Here is a 22,122-nt window from a genome sequence, read left to right as displayed (position 1 = left end):
ATGGGAACAGTAGAAGAAAGAATTCAAAAATCAGAAACTCGAATTTTTAAAGCAGTTTTCCCTAGCACAACCAATCATTACGACACTTTATTTGGAGGAACAGCATTGCATCTTATGGATGAAGTTGCTTTTATCTGTGCTACGCGTTTCAGCCGTAAGAAAGTAGTAACAATTTCAACAGGTCAGATTGATTTTAAAAAAGCAATTCCTGCGGGAACTTTAATTGAATTAGTGGCAAAAGTAGACAGTGTTGGAAGAACAAGCTGTAAAATTCATGTCGATATTTTTATGGAACAGATGTATTCTGAGCTTCGCGAAACGGTAGTTTCTGGAACTTTTTCGTTTGTTGCCGTTGACGAAAACAAAAAACCAACGCCAATTTTGGATGATTTGGATTAATTTTTGAAAAAATCTCATTTTCGGAAATATTGATAATTAGATACTTGGAAATTATTTTTAAAAAGTTCAAAAATAATTCCAAAAAAAGTTTTGATAACCGAAAAACCGTCTTATATTTGCACCCGCAATCAGACAATGAGAGCGACATACTGGAGAAATGGCAGAGCGGTCGAATGCGGCAGTCTTGAAAACTGTTGACTGTAACAGGTCCGGGGGTTCGAATCCCTCTTTCTCCGCAGACTTTAAAACCCTTAACTTAGTTAAGGGTTTTTTCTTTTTTTAATACTTTCTTAAAATTTTGAGTTTGCATTTAATTTCGAATTTTGGATGAAATTTGCCATCGCAAAATAAAGTTTAGGAAAGGTAGGGAAGTAGTTAGAAGAGATAGCTAAATTATCGATTTCGCATTGCTTTTATCAATTTCTCATTGCGTCTGTCCGCTCTTGAATTCTGAAGTGATATCACAGCCCATATTGCAGCCGGCACCCATCCGATTAAAGTAAGTTGTAAAATTAAACAGAGTAATGCCGTCAAAATTTTACCTCTTAGAACAAAGGAAATACATGGGAAAAATATTGCTATAAGTGTCATCATTTTATTTAGTTTATTTATATGTCGCAGATCTCATAATTTGTTACTTAAAATCTTTCCGCAAAGTAAAATTGCGCTAATCAGAGGAAAGATAGATATTTCATAAAAAAAGTAAGATCTCAATCTTTTTGCTTCTTCCTCAATTTGAAACCTTTAGCTTTATCTAGGATTTTCTTTTTTATATACCTATCATTTTCTTTGCAAATAGTTTCAAAAAAGTTTTCTCAATCGAAAAAACGCATTATATTTGCACTCGCAATCAGATAACGATTGCGACATGCTGGAGAAATGGCAGAGCGGTCGAATGCGGCAGTCTTGAAAACTGTTGACTGTAACAGGTCCGGGGGTTCGAATCCCTCTTTCTCCGCTGAAAATAATTTCAAAGGAAATTAAAAAAACTAAAGCCTTTTAATCTTACGATTAAGAGGCTTTTGCTTTTAAAAGCATAAAAATTCACAATCTTGTCATCCTTCCTTTTCAGGATAACACCGAAAAGAAATAAAAATATCTTTTGAAACCGTCCCGCGAGAGGGATAGGAGTAGTCCGCCGCAGCGGAGCGGATAGCCCGACAGCTTCCCGATAAAAAGGGGTATAAGCGCAAAGAGAATTTCCCTTTTTATCGGGATGGTGGCTCGCCCAAATTATTATTTTAGATTTTAGAAGGTAGATTTTAGAAGGTAGATTTTAGATTTTGGATTGCGGAGCTACTTTGCGCCCTTCGACTTCGCTCAGGGTGACAAAAGCGACTTGCTAAGAACTCTAAGGACTAATAACTAAGGACTAGGCACTAAAAAAAGCGTCCCTAAAATAGAAACGCTTTCTTAGCCTTGTTTTTTGTATTTAATCTTGGAGGGTGTCGATTACTTATCGATAGAACCTAAAACACGTTTCATGAACGTATTTAGAGCTTCTTTTTTGTCGGTTCCTTGAGCTACTAATTTTTGAACTTCAAGGGCGCCGTACATATTGGAGATCAATTCGCCGATTACGTCTAATTCTTCGTCTTTTAGAGAAGGAATTTCGGTCATCGCTTCTAGAACTTCGATAGTTTCAATGATATAATCCTGATCGTTTTCTTCGATGAATTGTGTTAAATGCTTTATTACTGGTAATTTCATGTTGTGGAGTTTATGAATTAAGCAATTGCGTTTACAAGATCGATTAAAACTTCTTGTTTGTTAGTTTGCGTTTCGCCAACCAATTGTCCGTTTACGAAAGTTGCGAAAGTAGGCAGGTTGCTTACGTTTGCTAATTTTCTTGATTCAGGAGAATTTTCTGCATCAACCAAAACAAAAGTGATAGCTTCATTTTCTGTTGCTAATTTTTTGAATTTTGGTTTCATAATACGGCAATTTCCACACCATGAAGCTGAATATTGTACTACTACTTTTTCGTTTTTAGCAACTAAATCTGCTAACGTATCTTCGTTTAAGTCGATTAACATGTTTTTTGTTTTTAAGGTGCTAAGCCGCTGAGGTACTAAGGTTCTAAGTTTTTTAGCCTTAGTCCATAAAATGACTTAACGTTAAAATTATTTTTTGAGATCTAAAGTCATCCAGGTTCTAAGATTCTAAGTGTTAATCTTAGAACCCAATGACTGTATTGTAGAATTGTATTTATTAAGTTTCAAAAGCTTAGCGCCTTAGAGGCTCAGTAGCTTAGAAGCTTAAAAAATTAGTTTGCGCTTAAGTATTCAGCAGTACTAAGTCTGTCAGCAGACATTGCTTCTTTACCAGCTTCCCAGTTTGCAGGACAAACTTCACCTTTAGTTTGGATGTGCGTGTAAGCGTCAACCATTCTTAAGTATTCGTTTACGTTACGTCCTAATGGCATGTCGTTAACACTTTCGTGGAAGATTTTTCCAGTTTCGTCGATTAAGTAAGTAGCTCTGTAAGTTACGTTTGAACCTTCGATGATAACTGAATCTGTATCTTCGCTGTAGCTTGTTGATTCGATATCTAAAATACCTAAAATGTTAGCTAAGTTACGGTTTGTATCTGCTAAGATTGGGTAAGTTACACCTTCGATACCACCATTGTTTTTTGGAGTGTTTAACCAAGCGAAGTGTACTTCGTTAGTATCGCAAGAAGCTCCGATTACGATAGTATTTCTTTTTTCAAATTCTGGTAATGCAGCTTGAAAGGCGTGTAATTCAGTTGGGCAAACAAAAGTAAAATCTTTTGGGTACCAGAACAATAATACTTTTTTGTTGTTGTTTACTGCTTCTTCAAAAATGTTGATTTTTAAATTATCACCCATTTCTGAGATAGCATCTACTGCAATACTTGGGAATTTTTTTCCTACTAAAGACATATTTTTCGTTTTACGTTAAAAATTTATTTCTGGTGCAAAAGTAGGGCAGAAGTACATGTTCTTACAATAAGATGTGATTATAAAAATTTATAAGTTGATAAATTTTGACTATTTAATGTTTTAACTTATTGAATTTCAATGTTTACAGGCAAGCCGCCTTCAAAACTATTTTTTTCTAAAAATTGAATTCCTGCAGTTTTTTGAAATTCTTCAAAATCTTGATACGCTTCTACAAGCCCTGTAGCCTTTTTAAGGTTCGGAATTAAAGGCAAAACGTAAGGATTTCCGAAAACGTAAACAATGCATTTTTTGGTTTGCAATAAGTTTGAAAGCAAATCGAAAACTTCATTGTCGATTTCGAAATTATTTAAGGGTTTCGCTTTTGGCGGAAATAAGGCAATTACTATACTATCGAAATTTTCAAGCTGTTTTTCGATTTCGGAAATGTTAGAATTTTCTAGATTTTCAATAGCAAATTCTGCTGAAGGCAATTGTGTATTTAAAGTTTTGAAAAATGTATTGTCGGTATTTTTATATAAGCTTAGTTTAGCTAATTTGTTGTTTTTTTGAGATTCAAGTGCTAAATCTGAAATTCCGTTATCGATGACTTTTGTAATGGCATTTTGAGCAATTTCAAGATTTAAATCTGATGTTTTTTTGAAGTTTAATTCACCAGAAGCAGCGGTATTTCCAGATAGAATTCCTGCTTTTTCTTTGGCTTTCATGATTCTATTATAGCTTTCGAAAATTCGGTCTGGTGAAGCATTTTTGTAAATAGCCTCAATTCCTTCTGGAACATTTTCAGCGAAACATAAAACGTCGTTTCCTGCGTTGAAAGCTTCCCATTCTAATTGTCCTTTTACATCGTATAATTTCGAAACGCTGTGCATGTTTAAAGCATCTGAAATTACCAAACCGTCATAACCTAATTTATCTCTCAATAAATCCTGAATTACGGCTTTTGATAAAGTTGCAGAAGTATCTTTTCCGTCATTTAAACTCGGAACGGCCAAATGTCCAATCATAATCGAATCGACATTATTTTCAATTCCTTTAATGAACGGAACTAATTCGTTTTCTAATAATTCTTCTAAAGTTTCTTTTAAAACTGGTAATCCTAAATGCGAATCGACATTAGTATTTCCGTGTCCAGGAAAATGTTTCAGACAGCCTAAAACACCAACTTCTGATTGGCCTTTTAAATATTCAACGGCAAAATCGGCTACCTTTTCTTTGTTTTCGCCAAAAGAACGATAACCAATAACAGGATTATTTGGATTGTTATTAATATCTGCCAAAGGCGATAAATTGTACTGAATTCCGGCAGCTTTTAAATCTAAACCAATTTGTTTTCCAACTTCGTAAACTAAATTAGATTTGGTTGAAGGTAAAGCGCCAAGCGTAATTGCATACGGATATTGTGGTGTTTTTTCAATACGCATGGCCAATCCCCATTCGGCATCAATACTGATTAAAAGTGGAGTAGAAGCGGCTTTTTGATAACGAACAATTAAGGCTTTAATTTTTTCGTAGCTGTCATCATTAAAAACGACTTTTTTCTTGCTTTCGTAATTGGTTGCAGCGCTTGCACGGCTGTGGAAAAAAGTTAATCCACCAATATTGTGTTCTTTGATTAAACGTTCGGTTTCTTGAATGTTTTCTTCGGTATCGTTGATGAATACGGCAGGAAAAAAGAATTGTCCTATTTTCTGTTTTAATGCTTCGGCTGTAATTTTCATTATTATAAAGTCTTTTTCATGCAGACACTATTTTCCATCTTTTCGTAAGGCGGATAATTGGGTATGATGGTATAATTTAATTTTTGATATAAGTTGATGGCTTCAGGCTGATTTTTACCTGTTTCTAAAATAGTGTAAGTATAACCAACTTCTTTTGCCCAGATTTCGAGTTCATTTAAAATCGCTGAAGCGATTCCTTTTTTGCGGTGATCGGGATGAACATACATTCGTTTGATCTCCGTTTTGTCTGTTTCTTTTTCGCGGAAAGCGCCACAGCCAACAGGAACATCATTTTCATAATAAACAATCGTGTGTTTTATTTTATCAGTTTTATTAAACTGATTGTAAAACGCATGATCTTCGCCGTCTCTAATCGCTAAATCTTGATCTAATAAAGCAACCAGATTTATAAAATCAATATCGTCGGAATTGGTTCGTTTTATGTTGATCATGAATTAGTGGTTTTAGTTGTTGAGCTTTTAAACACATAGAAACATAGATTATTAAAGCGTAAAAAAGGCGTTTCACTTGCTTAAAAAACATAGCGAGATGTCAATTCTTTACGCAAAGCTTTGTCAAAGTTTAAAACTTTGACAAAGCTACTAACGTTTAGCTATGTGTGGAGAAACGAGTTTCTCTTTTATTTACTCTTTTACACAAAAGAAAATCTATGTTTCTATGTGTTAAAAATGATCTTATTTCAATTTAGCTTTTTTCTGTTTTGCTAATTGCTTTTTAGTTTCAATCGCTTTTTCTAATCGGTTTTTAAAACGGAAAAGTTTTGGCAATCCTTCCAAACGATCTTCAATTGTAATTATTTCGTAAACTACAATTGCTTTTTCTAAAACCCGAATTTCGTTCTCGAGGTCATTTTCGTTTTTGTAAATCGTTGCCAATCGATCGTAAGGATGATTTCCTTTAAAGCCTTCCGCAACATTTTCTTCATACAATTCAATTGCTTTTTCAAGATTTCCATTTTTCTCGAACTCAGCTCCTTTCAGATTTCGTTCGTTCTGCAAATTTTCATTGATTTCCATAGGTTAAAGTTTGATTTGGGGTTTAAACTTCTTCTGATTTCTTCCCAAAATCTTTTGGGAAAGTTAAAAAACGTGATAAAATAAGACCTGGAATTGTAGCTATGAAAACCCAAATAAAGAAGTTCTGATAGCCTAAATATTTTTGTATAAAACCGCTCAACATTCCTGGAAGCATCATTCCTAACGCCATAAAACCAGTTGCAAGTGCATAATGTGCTGTTTTTGATTCTCCTTCGGCAACATGAATTAAATACATCATAAAAGCCGTAAAACCAAAACCATAACCGAATTGCTCTACAATAACAACGGCATAAATATAATAAATTGAGGTTGGATGAAAGAAAGCCAATAATATAAATCCTAAAATAGGAAGGTGCATAGCCAGAAACATAGGAAACATCCATTTCGTAAGTCCTTGTTTTGAGATTGCAATTCCGCCCAAAATACCGCCGATAGTTAAGGCTGCAACACCGCAAGTTCCGTAAATAATTCCAACGGCTTCAGTGTCTAATCCCATTCCGCCAGATGCTTTAGGATCTAATAAAAACGGACTTAACATTTTAAGTAATTGCGATTCTCCTAATCTGAAAATGAGAATAAAAGTCAGAATTAATCCGATTTGTTTTTTCTTGAAGAAACTGATAAAAATTGTTGCAAAATCTTGAGAAGGTTTGGCTTCTTTGTTGGCAACAGTATTAATTTCGTTTTTTGGCGTAAAAATAAAATTATAAGCTGTGATGAAAGCCATCAGAAAACCTACGGAAATCATTGTATAAGACCAAGCTTTGGTATTATCTCCAAATTTATGTTCTAAATAACCAGCAAAAAGTACCACTAATCCGTTTCCTGCAAGCATAGAAAGTCTGTAAAAAGTACTTCTGATACCAATAAAAAAAGATTGTTTGTCTTCTGGTAAAACCAATAAATAAAAACCATCGCTGGCAATATCATTTGAAGCCGAGGCAAAAGCTGCAACCCAAAAAATAGACAAAGTCATGATGAAAAATCCATTTGTCGGAATCGTAAATCCAACCAGCAAAAAGGCAATGGAAATGATTAACTGCATCATTAAAAACCATTTTCTTTTGGTTCCAATTAACTCAATAAGCGGACTCCAAAGCGGTTTAATAACCCATGGCAAGTAAAGTAAACTGGTATAGACACCAATATCTTCATTAGAAATTCCGAGATTTTTATACATAATTACCGAAACGGAGATAATTATTGCATAAGGCAATCCAGAAGCAAAGTTAAGTAGCGGAATCCAAAACCATGGTTTATTATCTATTTTCATTTGGTTGAGCTGGTATATAGGTTTTTAAAGGCTTTTTTAGATCTATTGCAGTTGGCGAACTTTCGTTAGCATAATAATCAATAAAAGTTACAGCGCAGGCTTTGTAAAGATTTAGTTTTCCGGCTGCAATGGCAAAACTGATTTTTCCGTCGACTTCTTTTACCGTTACTTTTTCTACAATTTTTGTAGCATCGTTCGTATCGATTTTCGAAACATGCTCGGCTCCGTAAACTACCATATATCGAACTTTTGTATTAAGCGGACTTTTGAATGTGAAGTTATATTTAATGCTGTCTTTATTGTATTCCAGTACTTGCGGCGTATCGATAATAACGTGTCTTAAATTTGGGACAGCGATTGGAAGTGCAGGATATTTATACTGGTTTTCTTGCAGCAAACGCACCACATCATAGTTTTTACCGATGAACCATTTAGCGCTAAAATAAGCGCTTCCAGATACATTTTTGAAAGTTCTTAAAAAATCTACTTGAGTTGGAATTTCAGTTGCAAAATTCCAGCTTTTGTCGCCATCGCCTCTAATTTTATACGGTGCGTGACCAATATAAATGGCTGTACCGTTAGCGTTTTCAGACCACCATTTTACTAATTTAGAATAAGAAGCTCTTGGATTATTCATACTCCAATACAATTGAGGCATAATATAATCGATCCATTTTTGGTCCATCCATAAAACTGGATCGGCATAAAGATCGTCGTAATTAGAAGTTGACTGTGTTTCTGAACCTTTTGGATCTTGAGATTTATTTCGCCAAACCCCAAACGGACTGATTCCGAATTGAACCCAAGGTTTGCTTTCTTTTATAGTTACAGAAATCGAATGCACAAAGTTGCTCACATTTGCACGGCGCCAATCGGCACGGCTTAAGCCTGAACCATATTTTTGGTAAGAAGCATTGTCGTTAAATGTTTTTCCTGGAACAGCATACGGATAAAAATAATCATCAAAGTGAATCGCATCAATATCATATTTATCAACGACTTCTTTAACAACTTTGGTTAAATGCGCTTGAACTTCTGGTAAAGCCGGATCATAATACCATTTTCCGCCATATTCGATCATCCATTCCGGATGTTTAAAAAGATCGTGATTGGGACTTAAAAGATTTTTATTTAAATCGAAAGTAGCGCGATACGGATTCAGCCAAGCATGAAATTCAAAACCTCTGTTGTGCGCCTGTTCGATCATCCATTCCAAAGCATCATAATAAGGATTGGGTGCCAGACCTTCTTTTCCTGTCAGAAATCGTGACCAAGGCGCAAATTCTGAAGGATAAATAGCATCACCAACGCTTCTAATTTGTACAATTACAGCATTGTAATTCAGTTTTTTATATGCTTCTAGAATTTCAAGATAATCGGCTTTTTCTTTCTCTACATTATCGATGATTGCTTTCGGCCAGTCGATATTGACAACCGTTGCAATCCAAACACCTCTAAATTCATTTTTAGGATGCATATTTTTTTCCTGCGCAGTAGAAATCGAAATAGAGAAAAATGAAAATAAAAGAAAGAATATTACGTGCTGATTTTTATGCATTTCAATGTTTTTTAACAGGAATCAAAAATAGTTTTTTTTCTGCCACGAATTCACGAATTATTTTTAATTAAAGTTTTTTCGCCACGAATTCACGAATTTTTTAATCAAAGTTTTTTGCCGCGAATTGCTTCGCTAGTTTGCTTTCGCTTAATCACGAATTATTTTTTAAATGATTATGTGTTTCCGCCACGAATTCACGAATTTTTATTTTCTCAAAGTATGAAAAAAATTCGTGAATTTGTGGCTATCTTTTTTAATCTGGAAACGAAATTTTCCCCATTGTTACCGATGGAATTCCTTTGCTATTTCCGAAATTGTAATCGCCTCCAGCCATTGTTTCGTTTGCTAAAAGCGCAAATAAAACCGCTTCTTTGGCATCGCTTAAAATACCCAAATCATCGCTGGTATGAAATTGGCAAGGCAATAACTCCTTTAGCCATTTTACCAGTAACGGATTATTTGTTCCGCCTCCCGACATATAAATATGAAAATCCTCTGCCAGAATTGGAGTATTTTTTATGCTGAAATAAATCGCTTCTGCAATCGTTTCAGCACTCAAACGTGTTAAAGTCGCCAGCAAATCTGATGCCGAAATGTTTTCTAAATTGCATTTTACTAAAGCCGATTGTACGAAATCGAAATTAAAAAGTTCTTGACCAATCGATTTTGGGAAGCTTTTCTGAAAGAAATCATCTTTTTTCAGTTCGCTTAAAAGCTCTTGATTTACAGTTCCCTGTTGCGCGATTTCTGCATCTTTATCGTAACTTTTTTCAGGGAAATAATGTTTTGTGAAAATATCGATTAACGTATTTGCTGTTCCCGTATCGGTTACAAAAACTTCCTCGGCGTTTAGAGAGGCTGGGAGATAGGTATAATTCCCGATTCCGCCCATGTTAAGCATAATTCTGTTCTCGCCTTTTTTTCCGAATAACAGATAATCGCCGTAAACAGCCAAAGGTGCGCCTTCGCCACCCGCAGCAACATGTTTTTGTCTGAAATCTGAAAGGGTAATAATTCCCGTTTTTACCGCAATATGATCGCCGTCGCCAATTTGTAAAGTCGCATTCGGAAATTTTTCCTGCCCGTGCAAAAACTTAGGTGCATGCAAAACAGTCTGTCCGTGCGAAGCGATTAAATCTACTTCGCCTGACGAAATATTCCATTTTGCAAGACAATCGTTAATCATGCCGCTGTGCAAAATTCCGATCCATTCGTTTAATAAAGCCAAATGCTGAAAATCGATTGTTCTCTGAGCAAACACTTTTCTGATTTCGGTTTTAATGTCTTCCGAATAAGAAATCGTTTCAAATTCTAAGATTTTAACGTGTGTATTTTCGCCAGATCCAGAAACAGCACAAAGCGCAATATCGAGTCCGTCGAGAGAAGTTCCAGACATTAAACCTAATATTTTTCGGGTTTGTTTTTGAGCTATGGTATAGAGTGCAGTTATATTTTTATTCATTATAAGTGAGGCTTTATAGAAGTCAGTTTATTGATAACGCTAAAATGGGATTAATTTGGATATTAATGGTAAAAAAAAGAAAATTTTGTTGGTTTTAACTTGTGATGTTTTAATCTTTAAATTTGTGTATGAGGTTGTTCGTAAGCGAATAGAAAAAAACTTCATAATATATAAAATTTAGGAAAGTGAGTAGATTTAAAAATCTAGATTCGAAGCTAGTTGACTTAACAGCTAGGCTCCAGGGAAAATTAACTAAAGATAGACCTAGTTATCCTCAATCATTAAGAACATTTGAAGAAAGAAGAATTGATTGGATAGACAATGGCATAATGAAAGCTATTATAATTCAACCTAATTTTGAAGTTAATGGCGTAAATTCAAATGTTTGGAACTTTATTAATGTTGCTATTTTTGATGATGGTTATTCGTTTTTAAGACCAAAATGGATTAATATCTTGGTTGATCAGAAAGATTTTGCTTTTATTGAAAACAATTTTGAAGAATTGCTGTTGAAATCGGAAGAAAATTTATCTAATATTTCAATTACAGATTTAATGTGAATTAAGATTTGATAAAATATTTTAAATTTTTAAAACTCGCAAAGTAAAGTTACAGGATATTTTTCTTCACGAAATATTTTCATATGATTATCAAGATCAGAAAATATGCTTTCAAATCTATCAAATGATGATTCATAACCATAGCTTCCATCTTTTTTGAAACTTTCTTTAATTTTAAGTTTACCAACAACTTCAAATTTATCTTTAAAAGAAATAATATTTCTGTGAGTTACTAAATGATAGGTAAGTCCAAATAAAAAATTATCTTGATTAGTATATTCCCAAATTTCGTCTACATTTGGTTGTTGCTCTAAAATGGTTTTCCAATCATAAGTCGAAGGAATTTTTCTGCCAGAAATGAAACAAGATTTTAAATCTTCAACAGTTGGTTTATTTTTGGCTTTATATGTGGTAGTAGCCAAATCGTATGTACATTGACCTCTTTGTTGTGTAACTTTTGCGCAAATTACCGCATAATAATGATTGTCTGAAAGTTGGAAAGTTAGTAAATCATTTGGCTGAAAATATAGATTTTTAATAATTCTGTATTTTTTTCTTTTTCTAACTTTCAAATTTGGCTGACTTATTTTCTTTAAGAGTCTATCGAGCTCTTTTTGTCTTTTTTTACCTTCATTAGCATCACATTCCTCAGTCCAGATTTTTACTCCAACTTTTAGCTCGATAACACGTTTCGCTTCTTCAAGAATTTCTTCGGTTAATTCACCAATTTCCCAAAAAGCAAGTGCATAAGAAGTTACGAATATTTCGTGATAAAAATCTGTTTCGTCGCCGTAATTTTCTATGATAAAAGGAATTTCGTTTTTAATGGTTTCTATAGTAGCGTCGCTGTCATATAAATCCATTATTGATTCGTAAATATCTCGAGCCAAATCGCCATCGATTATTTTTACGCCGTCTGTTGCCATTGTATTTTTGGAATTATTTTAAAAGAATGTCAGGCTAAATATAAAAAGTTTTGGATATTTGTTCTTAATTATGATCGAAAAAATCTTAACTGACTACATTACATTTATCAGAAGCTTCGAAGCTTTATTAAAAGATAAATACAAACAAGACATAAATCCATGTTCTTTTTCTCATACTTTTTTTGAAAGAGTAGGCTCAATTAACGGAATTGAATATCATTTTCATGGAAGTGGATGCACTGCTAATAAAGATGGGATTATTTATGCTTATGATATTTCAATTTTTGAAAAAGATGTTATCGAGTTTTCGCAATGGAAACTTACAGAATTTATAAGAACACATCCAGAGTATCAGAAATTAAATTATACTGAAGACTATATTGAATATGAATTGTTTCAGTTTATAAACAAAGGCATTTTAGAATGGTTAACAATTGAAGGAATTGAAGGAACTCCTTTTGGTTGCGTTTTTATGTGCTATAAAGTTGTGCAGGAATCGTTCTTTGTTTGAGTAATTAATTCTTCAGTGAATATAAATATGAAACCGATTCTCTTAGCCCAGATGGAAGCGGCATCCTTTTGCGTCTCGTTTTTTAACGAGACACAAAAGATATAGCGGACAGCTGGAAATAGCTCCTGAAAAAACTTATTTAAGAGGCCAGCCAAATTTTAAAATATGCTGTACAAAATCTTCGGCTTCTTTGTTGGTTTCGATTACATAATCATATAAAGAAAAATCTACAGAGGGTTCTTTTGTAACGGTTGCAAATTTGATGTTATCAACAGAAAATTCGATTGCCAGTTTATGTTCGAAATCTTCAGGGAAACAATCAATTTCATAAATCTCGTATTTGTTGAAGGATTCATAAAAGGTTATTTGTGAACTAAATGTGGTTTTTAAATAATCTTGGAAATTTACTACGTTTATTTCTCCTCTATTAGAGTCGTCTTTTATGGTGTTTTTTTGTTTGTTTTCAAATACAAAATCAGAGAAAAGTAATACCGATAATATGATGTTTAGACACCATACAGAATTGATAAATGAAAATCCGTAATAATAAAGATCGAAGTCTTTTTTTATATACGTTATGCTAAAACCTGCAATGAAAATTAGAATAGTTATAAAATTTATACCCGCACTAGGTTTAAGATTAAAACAAAACCTTAAAGTAACTAGTTGAATTGCCAGATAGGCAATTAAAACGACTAGAAAAGCAAAGAATTCAATTCCGAAACTGAATGTGAGCATTACGAAATAAAAGAGGCAAAATACCAGTCCTATGAAAAAGAGTGCAATAGTTATGGTGAGAAAATTGCGCAAATATCTTTTATAAACACAGCAATGAAAAATCCCTAAAAAAGCGCAATAGATTACATAAGAATTAATGAAAGATCTATCGTTTATTTCGTTTTCAAGATAAGAGGTTCCGAAAAATAAAAGTAGGTTTATTAGTACTCCAAACAAAATAAAAAAGGCAATTCTTTTTTTTACTTTGTCTGTTAGAATGCCAAGAATATTATCTTCCATCTATATGTTTTTGAATTTGAAGATAATATTACGAATAAAATAAAGAAGTAAAAAAAACTTTGGTTTTCTAAACGTTTGCATGTCTATTTCAACACAAACTCATTCTCCTTCAGCTTTTTCAAAACCGCAGCAATAATTTTAGAACGGCATTCAGAATTTTCATTATACGGACCAGTTTTAACCCAATATCTTATATTTAAATGAATGACACCAGCGGCTGCAACATCGGTAATTACGGCGGCGTTTTCGTGATCTTTTTCGGTTACATTTTCGTCGTTGCCCAAAACTTCTTTTACGAGTTCGATAGCACGGGTATAGTCAGAACCATATTCTAGTCCGACGGTGAAAGTCTGGAGCAGAAAACCTTCGCTATTATAGTTAATCAGCGTGTTTTTTATGAGAAGCGCGTTCGGAATATAAATAATTTTAGAATCGCTTTTGATTTCGGTGTCTCGCAGGTTAAGGTTGATGACTTCGCCTTTTACACCGTTACTTTCGATAATATCACCAATATTAAAAGGACGTTTGAACGCAAGCAGAATTCCGGCAAGGAAATTTTCGCCAATATCTTTAAGCGCAAAACCAATTACAAAAGCTGAGATTCCGGCACCTGCGAGCATACTGGTAGCAACGCCTTCGAGACCTATAATACGGAACATCATAAGAATTCCGATGATGAGTAAAACCGATTTGATTAAGCGGGCAATAAATGTCGCCAAAAGACGATCGTGCATTCTGGCTTTGAGTCGGTTTCCGGCAAACATACCGACGCGGCTTGCAATGAACCAGGAAACGAGAATGACCAAAATGGCGAGAATGAATTTTGGCGTGAGATCGACAATGCTGTTGTAGTAACCTTCGAGATGGTTGATGACGTCCTGAAAGAAATTTTCCATAATAATTGTGGCATAAAAAAAGTTGTAATTCGTTGGGTTATTTTTTTAACACATAGAAACATAGATTTTTAAAGCTTATAAAAGGCGTTTCACTTGCATAAATTCACATAGTTTGCTATGTGTGAGAAATATGTTTCTCTTGGCAATCTTTCTGCATAAATGAACCTATGTTTCTAGGTGTTTAAATTTTATTCATTTCCAAACGAACTAAAATTTTAAAATTAGCTTTTTAGTAAATGAAATGCTTTACAGGATTCTCTTAGAATTTTATAAAATCTTTCGGAAGTGTTATATAAATTCCCAAAATAGAATCGTTTTGCCCTGCGATATTTTTATCTTTGTGGTCTGAGTTTTTTCAGGAAATATTTTTATAAAAAGCACATTTACATGTTGACCCAATCTCATTTAGAGCAATTAGCCGCTAGTCTCGAAGGCACACTTTTATTCGATGAGCTTCATAAAACGCTTTATTCTACAGATGCTTCGGTGTACCGAATTAAGCCGAATGCCGTGGCAATTCCTAAAACAACTGAAGATATTGCGAAGCTGATCAAATTTGCAACCGAACATAAGCTGTCGATTACACCCAGAACTGCGGGAACTTCGCTGGCAGGACAAGCAGTAGGCGACGGATTGGTGATTGATATATCGAAGCATTTTACTAAAATTATTTCGTACAATGCAGAACAGAAAACCGTAACGGTTCAGCCAGGCGTAATTCGCGATGAGCTGAATTTATTCTTAAAACCTCACGGCGTATTTTTTGCTCCAATTACATCAACCTCAAACCGCGCGATGATTGGCGGAATGGTGGGAAATAATTCATCTGGAACGACTTCGATTCGTTACGGAGTTACAAGAGATAAAATTGCTGAAGTAAAAGCACTTTTAAGTGACGGATCTGAAGTGGTTTTTAAAGACCTGACTTCGGCTGAATTTATTGAAAAAACAAAAGGCGGGACTTTAGAAAATAAAATATACAAAACGATTTACGACGAACTTTCGGTTACAGCTGCTCAGGAAGAAATTGTAAAAGAGTTTCCAAAACCTGAAATCCACAGAAGAAATACAGGTTATGCCGTTGATATTCTGCTGAAATCTGAATTATTTGGCGGAACTGAACCAACCATAAATTTAGGAAAATTGCTTTGCGGAAGTGAAGGAACTTTGGCTTTTACAACCGAAGTGACGCTGAAAGTTGACGATTTGCCGCCGCCTCACAGCATTATGGTTGTTGGACATTATCACACGATTCAGGAATCTTTAGAATCGGTCGTGGTGGCGATGAAACATCATTTGTACACTTGCGAAATGATCGACGACACGATTTTAGATTGCACGAAAACGAGTCGTGAGCACGTTAAAAACCGTTTCTTTTTGGTTGGAGAACCTAAAGCAATTATGTTGTTTGAAGTCGCTTCGCACACTTTAGAAGATGCTGAAAAACAAGCTGATGCTTTAATTGCCGATTTAGAGAAAAACAATTTTGGTTATGCTAAAGTAAAAATTTATGGAAACGATATTGACAAAGCTAACGAACTGAGAAAAGCGGGTCTTGGACTTTTAGGAAGTATTGTAGGCGATGATAAAGCAGCCGATTCTATTGAAGATACTGCGGTTGAATTGAGCGATTTGCCTGCTTATATTGAAGAATTTTCGGCGATGATGCTGCGTCACGGACAGGAAGCGATTTATTACGCACATGCGGGAGCGGGTGAATTGCACCTTCGTCCGGTTTTGAATTTGAAGAAAACATCTGATTTAAAATTATTCAGAACCATTGCTACAGAAGTAGCGCATTTGGTGAAAAAATATAGAGGTTCGCTGAGCGGTGAACACGGTGACGGAATTGTGCGCGGTGAGTTTATTCCGTTTATGATTGGCGAGAAGAATTACGAATTACTGAAAAGAATAAAATTGGCATTCGATCCGAATTCGGTTTTGAATATCGGGAAGATTGTAAATGCTTTGAAAATGGACGAAAATCATCGTGTAGTTTCAGGCAGAATTGAACCAGATATCAAAACATTTCAGGATTTCTCAGACAGTTTAGGGATTTTGCGTGCAGCTGAAAAATGCAACGGTTCGGGAGACTGCCGAAAACTGCCATCAGCAGGAGGAGTGATGTGTCCGAGTTATCGTGCTACTAAAAATGAGAAAGAAACAACTCGCGCGCGAGCTAATGCTTTACGCGAATATTTGACGTATTCGGAGAAAGAAAATAAATTTGACCAGAAAGAATTATACGAAGTTTTTGAGTTGTGTGTAAGCTGTAAAGCCTGCGCCAGCGAATGTCCGAGTAATGTGGACGTCGCAACTTTGAAAGCCGAATTTTTATACCAATACCAAAAAGCAAACGGATTTTCGACCCGAAATAAGATTTTTGCGAACAACGCCAAATTGAACAAAATGGGAAGTAAATTCCCGTCGATTACGAATTTTATTTCGAATCAGTCTTTCGTTAAAAAAAGTATGGGAATTGCACCAGAAAGGCAGGTTCCGCTTTTGGCGAAAAAGACTTTTAGAAAATGGTATGCGAGTAATAAACCTTCAACGACAGATTTCCCGAACGGAAGATTGTATTTGTTTGTAGACGAATTCACGAATTATTATGATGTGAATATCGGAATCGACGCTTTTGAATTATTGACGAAATTGGGTTATCAGGTTTTGGTAATCGATCATGAAGAAAGTGGAAGAACGTATCTTTCAAAAGGATTTTTGGAAGAAGCGAAGCAGATTGCGAATCACAACGTAAATATTTTTAAAGACTTGGTTTTAGCGAACGCACCTTTAATAGGAATCGAACCTTCGGCAATTTTGACTTTTAGAGATGAATATTTGCGTTTGGCGGATGATAAAGAAGCAGCAGAAAAATTATCTCGAGATTGTTTTACAATTGAAGAATTTTTCAAAAAAGAAATCATCGACGGCAAAATCACAGCCGATTCTTTTTCTGAAGAAACTAAAGAAATTAAAATCCACGGGCATTGCCACCAGAAATCTCTAAGTTCTGTTGAAGCAACTTTTGCCATGCTGAATCTTCCTAAAAATAATACGGTTACCATTTATAATACGGGTTGCTGCGGAATGGCAGGTTCTTTTGGTTATGAAAAGGAACATTATAGTGTAAGCATGCAAATGGGAGAGGATACGCTTTTCCCAAAAGTGAGAAACACAGCCGAAAATGTAAAAATCGCTGCAGCAGGAACTTCATGCCGTCATCAAATTTATGACGGAACGAAGAGAGAAGCGCAGCATCCTGTTTCGATTTTGAGAAATTGCTTGAAGTAAAAAGGTTGCCACGAATTACACGAATTAAAAAGATTTTTTGTTTCCCGCAGATTTGGCAGATTGAGCAGATTAATTTTTGTTTCACGCAGATTTTGCTGATTTCAGCAGATTTATAAAGGATTTTTTTACCTCTCGCAGATTTAGCAGATTGTGCAGATTTATTTTTAAGTTTTAATTATCAAAAATCTGCGCAAATCTTTTCAGCGAATCAAAATCTGCACTATCTGCTAAATCTGCGTGAGAAAAAAATATAGCCAACAGATTAAAATGATTAGAAGATTTAGTTTCCTGCAGATTTTGCTGATTTGAGCAGATTCTACAGATTTAATTTTTAAAGATCTGCGGAAATCTTTTCAGCGCAATCAAAATCTGCACTATCTGCTAAATCTGCGTGAGAAAAAATATAGCCACAGATTATAAAAAATAATTCGTGAATTCGTGGCGAAAAAAACTTATTTCAAGCTTACTTTTTTACCTGTTTCAGCGGCTTTATAAATGGCGTTTATGATTCTAACATCTTTAATTCCTTCTTCGCCCGTAATATGATTTGGAAGTTTTTGGTTGGCTAAAATCACTTTACAAATTTCATCCATTTGAGTTTGCTGCTGGTTGATAACCGGAAAATTAAATGGTTTTCCGTCAGATCTTTTACCAACAAAAGGACCATAACTTACGGCAGGACTCATTTCGAAGAAACCTTCATCGGCAGCAGCATGAAATCGGTCGATACCGAAACCATACGAACTACAGCAATTAGCTACAGCGCCACTTGGAAATTCCATTTGCCAGGTAATATTTTCTTCTACCTCTTTAAATCGGTTTTTGTTATTTATAGTCCCAAATTGAGCCGTAACCGCAATTGGTTCTTCGCCCAAAACATAACGCGAAACCTGAATGCAATAAACTCCTAAATTGATTAAAGTTCCGCCTCCTGCAAATTTTTTAGTCAGTCGCCATTCGTTGCGGGCGTTTAAATCAACGGCCTTATTAATGTCATGAATGTCATAAGTGCTATAACCCAGAGCGGCTTCGATATAACGAACCTGTCCTAAAACTTTTTCCTGTCCCAATCGTTTTACTTCGAGATGATTTGGCTCGTAATGCAGACGATAACCCATTGCCAATTGCACATTATTGTCGTTGCAGACTTTAATCATTTCTTCGCAATCTGCAACCGTAATTGCCATTGGTTTTTCGACAATAACATGTTTCCCTGCTTTTGCAGCGCGAACTGTAAACTCTTTGTGCAATGAATTTGGCGTTACCACATATACCAAATCTATATCTTTATTTTTTACGATTTCATCGAAATTTTCGTAGTTGTAAATATTTTTATCTGGAATATTATATTGCTTTTTCCATTTCTCGGCTTTAGAAGGAGTTCCAGTTACAATTCCAGTAAGTTGGCAATATTCAGAAACCTGAAGGCCCTCAGCCAGCAAAGAAGCATAGTTTCCTAAACCGCACAAAGCAATGTTTAATTTTTTTCCGGTATAAGGTATTCGAACCTTTTCTGTTTCGGTTATAAAAGAAGGAAGCGAAGTCATGACAACCGAAGCTCCAACGCCAAGTCCAAATTTATTTACAAAAGAGCGTCTTGTAATTTTTTCCATAAGTGAATCGTTAAAAAATTAAACATTTTACAGATTAGTAGATTAGTTTTTAGAAATGTTACAATTGATTTGCTGGCTATTTTGTTTCACGCAGATTTAAATAGATTAAAGCAGATTGCAAAGGATTTTTTTATCTCTCGCAGATTAGGGAGATTGTGCAGATTTTTTTTTAAATTCCAATTATAAAAAATCTGCGGAAATCTTTTTATCGTAATCAAAATCTGTATTATCTGCCAAATCTGCGTGAGAAAAAATATAGCCACAGATTAAAAGAATTAAAAAGATTTTTGTTTCACGCAGATTTAAATAGATTGAAGCAGATTAAGCAGATTTTTTTAAATTCTAATTATAAAAGATCTGCGGAAATCTTTTTAGCGTAATCAAAATCTGTATTATCTGCCAAATCTGCGTGAGAAAAAATATAGCCACAGATTAAAAGAATTAAAAAGATTTTGTTTCACGCAGATTTAAATAGATTTAAGCAGATTTTTTTAAATTTTAATTATAAAAGATCGGCGCAAATCTTTTTAGTGCAATCAAAATCTGTATTATCTGCCAAATCTGCGTGAGAAAAAATATAGCCACAGATTAAAAGAATTAAAAAGATTTTTGTTTCACGCAGATTTAAATAGATTGAAGCAGATTAAGCAGATTTTTTTAAATTCTAATTATAAAAGATCTGCGCAAATCTTTTTAGCGCAATCAAAATCTCCATTATCTGCTAAATCTGCGTGAAAAATAATTTAGACATAGATTTTAAAAAAATCTGTGTCATCAGTAGCAAAAATAAAAATTAGAGAAAATTCGTGAATTCGTGGCAAAAAAAACTTTACGCCTTAGAGTCTTCGTGGCAGAAAAAAATAGCACCATAAAACAAAATCGTTTTATATATTTGATATAAGGATAATTTTTGCATTATTTGCAAAATAAAAGCATTAAGTCTATATTAAATTAATTTAACCGCAAGGCACTATATGGCATTTTCAAATTTATTCCGAAAAAAGACGGTACAAGATATTTTAAAACAAGTTGCGAAAAATGAAGCAGACGGACATGAGGCGTTGGGAAAGCACTTGACGACTAAAGACTTAACGGCTTTCGGAATCGCGGCTATTGTTGGTGCGGGAATTTTTAGTACTATCGGAAAAGCTAGTGCAGACGGAGGGCCAGCTGTTATTTTTTTGTTTCTTTTTACTGCTTTAGCCTGTAGTTTTGCCGCTTTTGCTTACGCAGAATTTGCTTCTATGGTTCCAGTTTCAGGAAGTGCTTATACCTATTCTTATGTCGCTTTTGGAGAAATTATCGCCTGGATTATCGGTTGGGCTTTAATCATGGAATATGCTGTCGGAAATATAACGGTCGCCATATCGTGGAGTGATTATTTTACAGGACTTCTCCAGAGTGGCGGAATTCATCTCCCGCAATGGATACAAATGGATTATCTAACCGCTTCCAACGGATTTAACGATGCAGAAGCGTTAATGCGAGGCGGAAAATCATTCGAAAATTTAAGTACCGCTTTACAGCAAGCGCACACAGCTTGGACAACAGCACCAACAATAGGATCATTTCACTTTGTAACTGATTTACCTGCATTGTTTATTATTATTCTGATTACGGCTTTGGTTTACAGAGGAATGAAAGAATCTCGTAATGCCAGTAATTTAATGGTTGTAGTAAAACTTTGCGTCGTTCTTTTAGTAATTGCAGTTGGAGTATTTTACGTTGACACTGCCAATTGGGATCCGTTTGCGCCAAATGGAGTTAGCGGGGTTTTAAAAGGAGTTTCTGCCGTATTCTTTGCTTATATTGGTTTTGATGCCATTTCTACAACAGCAGAAGAATGTAAAAATCCGCAAAGAGATTTACCTCGTGGAATGATGTGGGCGATTATCATTTGCACGATTCTTTATATTGCGATTGCTTTGGTTTTAACCGGAATGGTAAAATACCATGAATTAAATGTTGGAGATCCTTTAGCGTTTGTTTTCGATAAATTAGACTTAAAATGGATGTCCGGAATTATAGCGGTAAGTGCAGTTGTAGCTATGGCGAGCGTCTTACTAGTTTTCCAAATGGGACAGCCTCGTATCTGGATGAGTATGAGTCGTGATGGACTGTTGCCAAAGAAATTCTCAACGGTACACCCAAAATTCAAAACACCTTCTTTTGCTACAATTGTAACAGGATTTGTGGTTGCAGTTCCAGCATTATTCTTAAACTTAACGATGGTAACCGATTTATGCAGTATCGGAACTTTATTTGCCTTTGTATTGGTTTGTGCAGGAGTTTTGGTTTTACAAAACAAACCTGAAATTCCAAGAGGAAAATTCAAAACACCTTATATCAATTCAAAATATATTTTACCTGTTTTAATGATTGCAGGCTTGTATTATGCCTTTGCTTTCAACAATAAAGCAACAATGGCATTTATTAATAATGAAGCGCAGACTTTTGATGCCACATCAATTGTAACATCATTAAATAAAGAAGAATCAGCAAAAGTTTTCAATTATTTGAAGAGTATCGATGTCGATAATAAAACTGCCGAAACATCAGATTTAGAGCATTTATTAAGCCAATATCAAGACGATGAGGTAAAATATGCTGAGGTTGTAAAAGGACTTCCAATCAGTGATTCATTGAAATATGAAACTGGTTTCAGTTTATTTAAGCACAAAATTCCAATGTGGATTTTCTTATTCGTGTTGGTTGGGTTAGCAGTTTGGGCATTCAGAAAAAACCTTTCTTTAATTCCGCTTTTAGGACTAATCTGCTGTTTGTATATGATGGCCGAATTAAGCGTTTGGAACTGGATTTATTTCACCGTTTGGTTGATAATCGGACTGCTGATTTATTTTGGCTACAGCCGAAAAAATAGTAAACTGAATACTGAAACTTTAGCGTAAAA

The 22,122-nt window shown here is 34.7% G+C and carries 19 protein-coding genes and 2 tRNA genes; 7 read left to right on the top strand and 14 right to left on the bottom strand.

All coding sequences use genetic code 11. From position 1 onward, the window contains the following. Both ACWA1F_RS10520 and ACWA1F_RS10515 read left to right on the top strand, forming a co-directional pair. Complete coding sequence (locus ACWA1F_RS10520) at positions 1 to 399, top strand: acyl-CoA thioesterase (protein ID WP_125721663.1); 399 nt, start codon at positions 1 to 3, stop codon at positions 397 to 399. A gap of 151 nt (positions 400 to 550) precedes the next feature. Continuing rightward, positions 551 to 635, top strand: a tRNA-Ser gene (locus ACWA1F_RS10515). Positions 636 to 792: 157 nt separating this feature from the next. Here ACWA1F_RS10515 and ACWA1F_RS10510 read toward each other — a convergent pair. Further along, complete coding sequence (locus tag ACWA1F_RS10510; RefSeq protein ID WP_306158928.1) at positions 793 to 990, bottom strand: YqaE/Pmp3 family membrane protein; 198 nt, start codon at positions 988 to 990, stop codon at positions 793 to 795. A gap of 282 nt (positions 991 to 1,272) precedes the next feature. Here ACWA1F_RS10510 and ACWA1F_RS10505 point away from each other — a divergent pair. Next, positions 1,273 to 1,357: transfer RNA gene (locus ACWA1F_RS10505), tRNA-Ser, on the top strand. Positions 1,358 to 1,851: 494 nt separating this feature from the next. Here ACWA1F_RS10505 and ACWA1F_RS10500 read toward each other — a convergent pair. From ACWA1F_RS10500 to ACWA1F_RS10460, 9 genes are all read right to left on the bottom strand, one after another. Further along, positions 1,852 to 2,109 carry a DUF6952 family protein gene (locus tag ACWA1F_RS10500; protein WP_008462029.1) on the bottom strand — a complete coding sequence of 86 codons (258 nt, stop codon included), beginning with the start codon at positions 2,107 to 2,109 and terminating at the stop codon, positions 1,852 to 1,854. A 17-nt stretch (positions 2,110 to 2,126) separates the two neighbouring features. Beyond that, positions 2,127 to 2,435: a thioredoxin family protein gene (locus ACWA1F_RS10495; RefSeq protein WP_007805605.1), complete on the bottom strand. Its 309-nt coding sequence runs from the start codon at positions 2,433 to 2,435 to the stop codon at positions 2,127 to 2,129. Between the two features lie 230 nt (positions 2,436 to 2,665). Then, entirely contained in the window at positions 2,666 to 3,304 is a 639-nt protein-coding gene (locus ACWA1F_RS10490) for a peroxiredoxin (RefSeq protein WP_089054578.1), read from the bottom strand. A 125-nt stretch (positions 3,305 to 3,429) separates the two neighbouring features. Then, on the bottom strand, positions 3,430 to 5,043 hold the full coding sequence (locus ACWA1F_RS10485; protein WP_456893707.1) for a glycoside hydrolase family 3 protein: 1,614 nt from the start codon (positions 5,041 to 5,043) through the stop codon (positions 3,430 to 3,432). Between the two features lie 2 nt (positions 5,044 to 5,045). After that, positions 5,046 to 5,495 carry a GNAT family N-acetyltransferase gene (locus tag ACWA1F_RS10480; protein WP_456893706.1) on the bottom strand — a complete coding sequence of 150 codons (450 nt, stop codon included), beginning with the start codon at positions 5,493 to 5,495 and terminating at the stop codon, positions 5,046 to 5,048. 243 nt (positions 5,496 to 5,738) lie between these two features. Then, complete coding sequence (locus ACWA1F_RS10475; RefSeq protein WP_456893705.1) at positions 5,739 to 6,080, bottom strand: tetratricopeptide repeat protein; 342 nt, start codon at positions 6,078 to 6,080, stop codon at positions 5,739 to 5,741. A 22-nt stretch (positions 6,081 to 6,102) separates the two neighbouring features. Further along, positions 6,103 to 7,374: an MFS transporter gene (locus ACWA1F_RS10470; protein WP_456893704.1), complete on the bottom strand. Its 1,272-nt coding sequence runs from the start codon at positions 7,372 to 7,374 to the stop codon at positions 6,103 to 6,105. Next, positions 7,361 to 8,932 carry a glycoside hydrolase family 10 protein gene (locus ACWA1F_RS10465; protein ID WP_456893703.1) on the bottom strand — a complete coding sequence of 524 codons (1,572 nt, stop codon included), beginning with the start codon at positions 8,930 to 8,932 and terminating at the stop codon, positions 7,361 to 7,363. The genes ACWA1F_RS10470 and ACWA1F_RS10465 overlap by 14 nt, the downstream gene beginning before the upstream one ends. Positions 8,933 to 9,185: 253 nt before the next feature. Then, on the bottom strand, positions 9,186 to 10,394 hold the full coding sequence (locus tag ACWA1F_RS10460) for an anhydro-N-acetylmuramic acid kinase (protein ID WP_456893702.1): 1,209 nt from the start codon (positions 10,392 to 10,394) through the stop codon (positions 9,186 to 9,188). Positions 10,395 to 10,579: 185 nt separating this feature from the next. Here ACWA1F_RS10460 and ACWA1F_RS10455 point away from each other — a divergent pair, with 185 nt between their 5' ends. Continuing rightward, on the top strand, positions 10,580 to 10,954 hold the full coding sequence (locus ACWA1F_RS10455) for a hypothetical protein (protein ID WP_456893701.1): 375 nt from the start codon (positions 10,580 to 10,582) through the stop codon (positions 10,952 to 10,954). Positions 10,955 to 10,983: 29 nt separating this feature from the next. Here the strand turns inward: ACWA1F_RS10455 and ACWA1F_RS10450 are convergent, their stop codons facing one another. Next, entirely contained in the window at positions 10,984 to 11,880 is an 897-nt protein-coding gene (locus tag ACWA1F_RS10450) for a hypothetical protein (protein WP_456893700.1), read from the bottom strand. A 70-nt stretch (positions 11,881 to 11,950) separates the two neighbouring features. Here ACWA1F_RS10450 and ACWA1F_RS10445 point away from each other — a divergent pair, with 70 nt between their 5' ends. Continuing rightward, positions 11,951 to 12,391 (top strand): DUF6896 domain-containing protein, encoded by a 441-nt coding sequence (locus ACWA1F_RS10445; RefSeq protein WP_456893699.1) that lies wholly within the window; start codon positions 11,951 to 11,953, stop codon positions 12,389 to 12,391. A gap of 135 nt (positions 12,392 to 12,526) precedes the next feature. On the opposite strand, the gene ACWA1F_RS10440 is transcribed toward ACWA1F_RS10445, so the two are convergent. Both ACWA1F_RS10440 and ACWA1F_RS10435 read right to left on the bottom strand, forming a co-directional pair. After that, on the bottom strand, positions 12,527 to 13,129 hold the full coding sequence (locus ACWA1F_RS10440; protein WP_456893698.1) for a hypothetical protein: 603 nt from the start codon (positions 13,127 to 13,129) through the stop codon (positions 12,527 to 12,529). Positions 13,130 to 13,491: 362 nt separating this feature from the next. Next, the gene (locus ACWA1F_RS10435; RefSeq protein ID WP_456893697.1) at positions 13,492 to 14,142 is read right to left on the bottom strand and encodes a mechanosensitive ion channel family protein; all 651 of its coding nucleotides are present in this window, start codon (positions 14,140 to 14,142) and stop codon (positions 13,492 to 13,494) included. Between the two features lie 549 nt (positions 14,143 to 14,691). Between ACWA1F_RS10435 and ACWA1F_RS10430 the strand changes: the two genes are divergently transcribed. Further along, a complete protein-coding gene (locus tag ACWA1F_RS10430; RefSeq protein ID WP_456893696.1) occupies positions 14,692 to 17,598 on the top strand; it encodes an FAD-binding and (Fe-S)-binding domain-containing protein in 2,907 nt (968 codons plus the stop codon). 452 nt (positions 17,599 to 18,050) lie between these two features. Here ACWA1F_RS10430 and ACWA1F_RS10425 read toward each other — a convergent pair whose 3' ends face one another. Further along, the gene (locus tag ACWA1F_RS10425; RefSeq protein ID WP_456893695.1) at positions 18,051 to 19,211 is read right to left on the bottom strand and encodes a Gfo/Idh/MocA family protein; all 1,161 of its coding nucleotides are present in this window, start codon (positions 19,209 to 19,211) and stop codon (positions 18,051 to 18,053) included. A 974-nt stretch (positions 19,212 to 20,185) separates the two neighbouring features. Here ACWA1F_RS10425 and ACWA1F_RS10420 point away from each other — a divergent pair. Beyond that, complete coding sequence (locus ACWA1F_RS10420; protein WP_456893694.1) at positions 20,186 to 22,120, top strand: amino acid permease; 1,935 nt, start codon at positions 20,186 to 20,188, stop codon at positions 22,118 to 22,120. Positions 22,121 to 22,122: the final 2 nt, after the last annotated feature.

It is taken from the genome of Flavobacterium erigeronis, assembly GCF_054075165.1.
Note: the sequence above shows the minus strand (reverse complement) of the source record. Positions and strands in the feature narration are given on the sequence as shown.

Coding starts and splice junctions, on each gene's coding strand:
- ACWA1F_RS10520 (WP_125721663.1), top strand. CDS start 1: ATGGGAACAGTAGAAGAAAGAATTCAAAAATCAGAAACTCGAATTTTT.
- ACWA1F_RS10510 (WP_306158928.1), bottom strand. CDS start 990: ATGACACTTATAGCAATATTTTTCCCATGTATTTCCTTTGTTCTAAGA.
- ACWA1F_RS10500 (WP_008462029.1), bottom strand. CDS start 2,109: ATGAAATTACCAGTAATAAAGCATTTAACACAATTCATCGAAGAAAAC.
- ACWA1F_RS10495 (WP_007805605.1), bottom strand. CDS start 2,435: ATGTTAATCGACTTAAACGAAGATACGTTAGCAGATTTAGTTGCTAAA.
- ACWA1F_RS10490 (WP_089054578.1), bottom strand. CDS start 3,304: ATGTCTTTAGTAGGAAAAAAATTCCCAAGTATTGCAGTAGATGCTATC.
- ACWA1F_RS10485 (WP_456893707.1), bottom strand. CDS start 5,043: ATGAAAATTACAGCCGAAGCATTAAAACAGAAAATAGGACAATTCTTT.
- ACWA1F_RS10480 (WP_456893706.1), bottom strand. CDS start 5,495: ATGATCAACATAAAACGAACCAATTCCGACGATATTGATTTTATAAAT.
- ACWA1F_RS10475 (WP_456893705.1), bottom strand. CDS start 6,080: ATGGAAATCAATGAAAATTTGCAGAACGAACGAAATCTGAAAGGAGCT.
- ACWA1F_RS10470 (WP_456893704.1), bottom strand. CDS start 7,374: ATGAAAATAGATAATAAACCATGGTTTTGGATTCCGCTACTTAACTTT.
- ACWA1F_RS10465 (WP_456893703.1), bottom strand. CDS start 8,932: ATGCATAAAAATCAGCACGTAATATTCTTTCTTTTATTTTCATTTTTC.
- ACWA1F_RS10460 (WP_456893702.1), bottom strand. CDS start 10,394: ATGAATAAAAATATAACTGCACTCTATACCATAGCTCAAAAACAAACC.
- ACWA1F_RS10450 (WP_456893700.1), bottom strand. CDS start 11,880: ATGGCAACAGACGGCGTAAAAATAATCGATGGCGATTTGGCTCGAGAT.
- ACWA1F_RS10445 (WP_456893699.1), top strand. CDS start 11,951: ATGATCGAAAAAATCTTAACTGACTACATTACATTTATCAGAAGCTTC.
- ACWA1F_RS10440 (WP_456893698.1), bottom strand. CDS start 13,129: ATGCTCACATTCAGTTTCGGAATTGAATTCTTTGCTTTTCTAGTCGTT.
- ACWA1F_RS10435 (WP_456893697.1), bottom strand. CDS start 14,142: ATGCACGATCGTCTTTTGGCGACATTTATTGCCCGCTTAATCAAATCG.
- ACWA1F_RS10430 (WP_456893696.1), top strand. CDS start 14,692: ATGTTGACCCAATCTCATTTAGAGCAATTAGCCGCTAGTCTCGAAGGC.
- ACWA1F_RS10425 (WP_456893695.1), bottom strand. CDS start 19,211: ATGGAAAAAATTACAAGACGCTCTTTTGTAAATAAATTTGGACTTGGC.
- ACWA1F_RS10420 (WP_456893694.1), top strand. CDS start 20,186: ATGGCATTTTCAAATTTATTCCGAAAAAAGACGGTACAAGATATTTTA.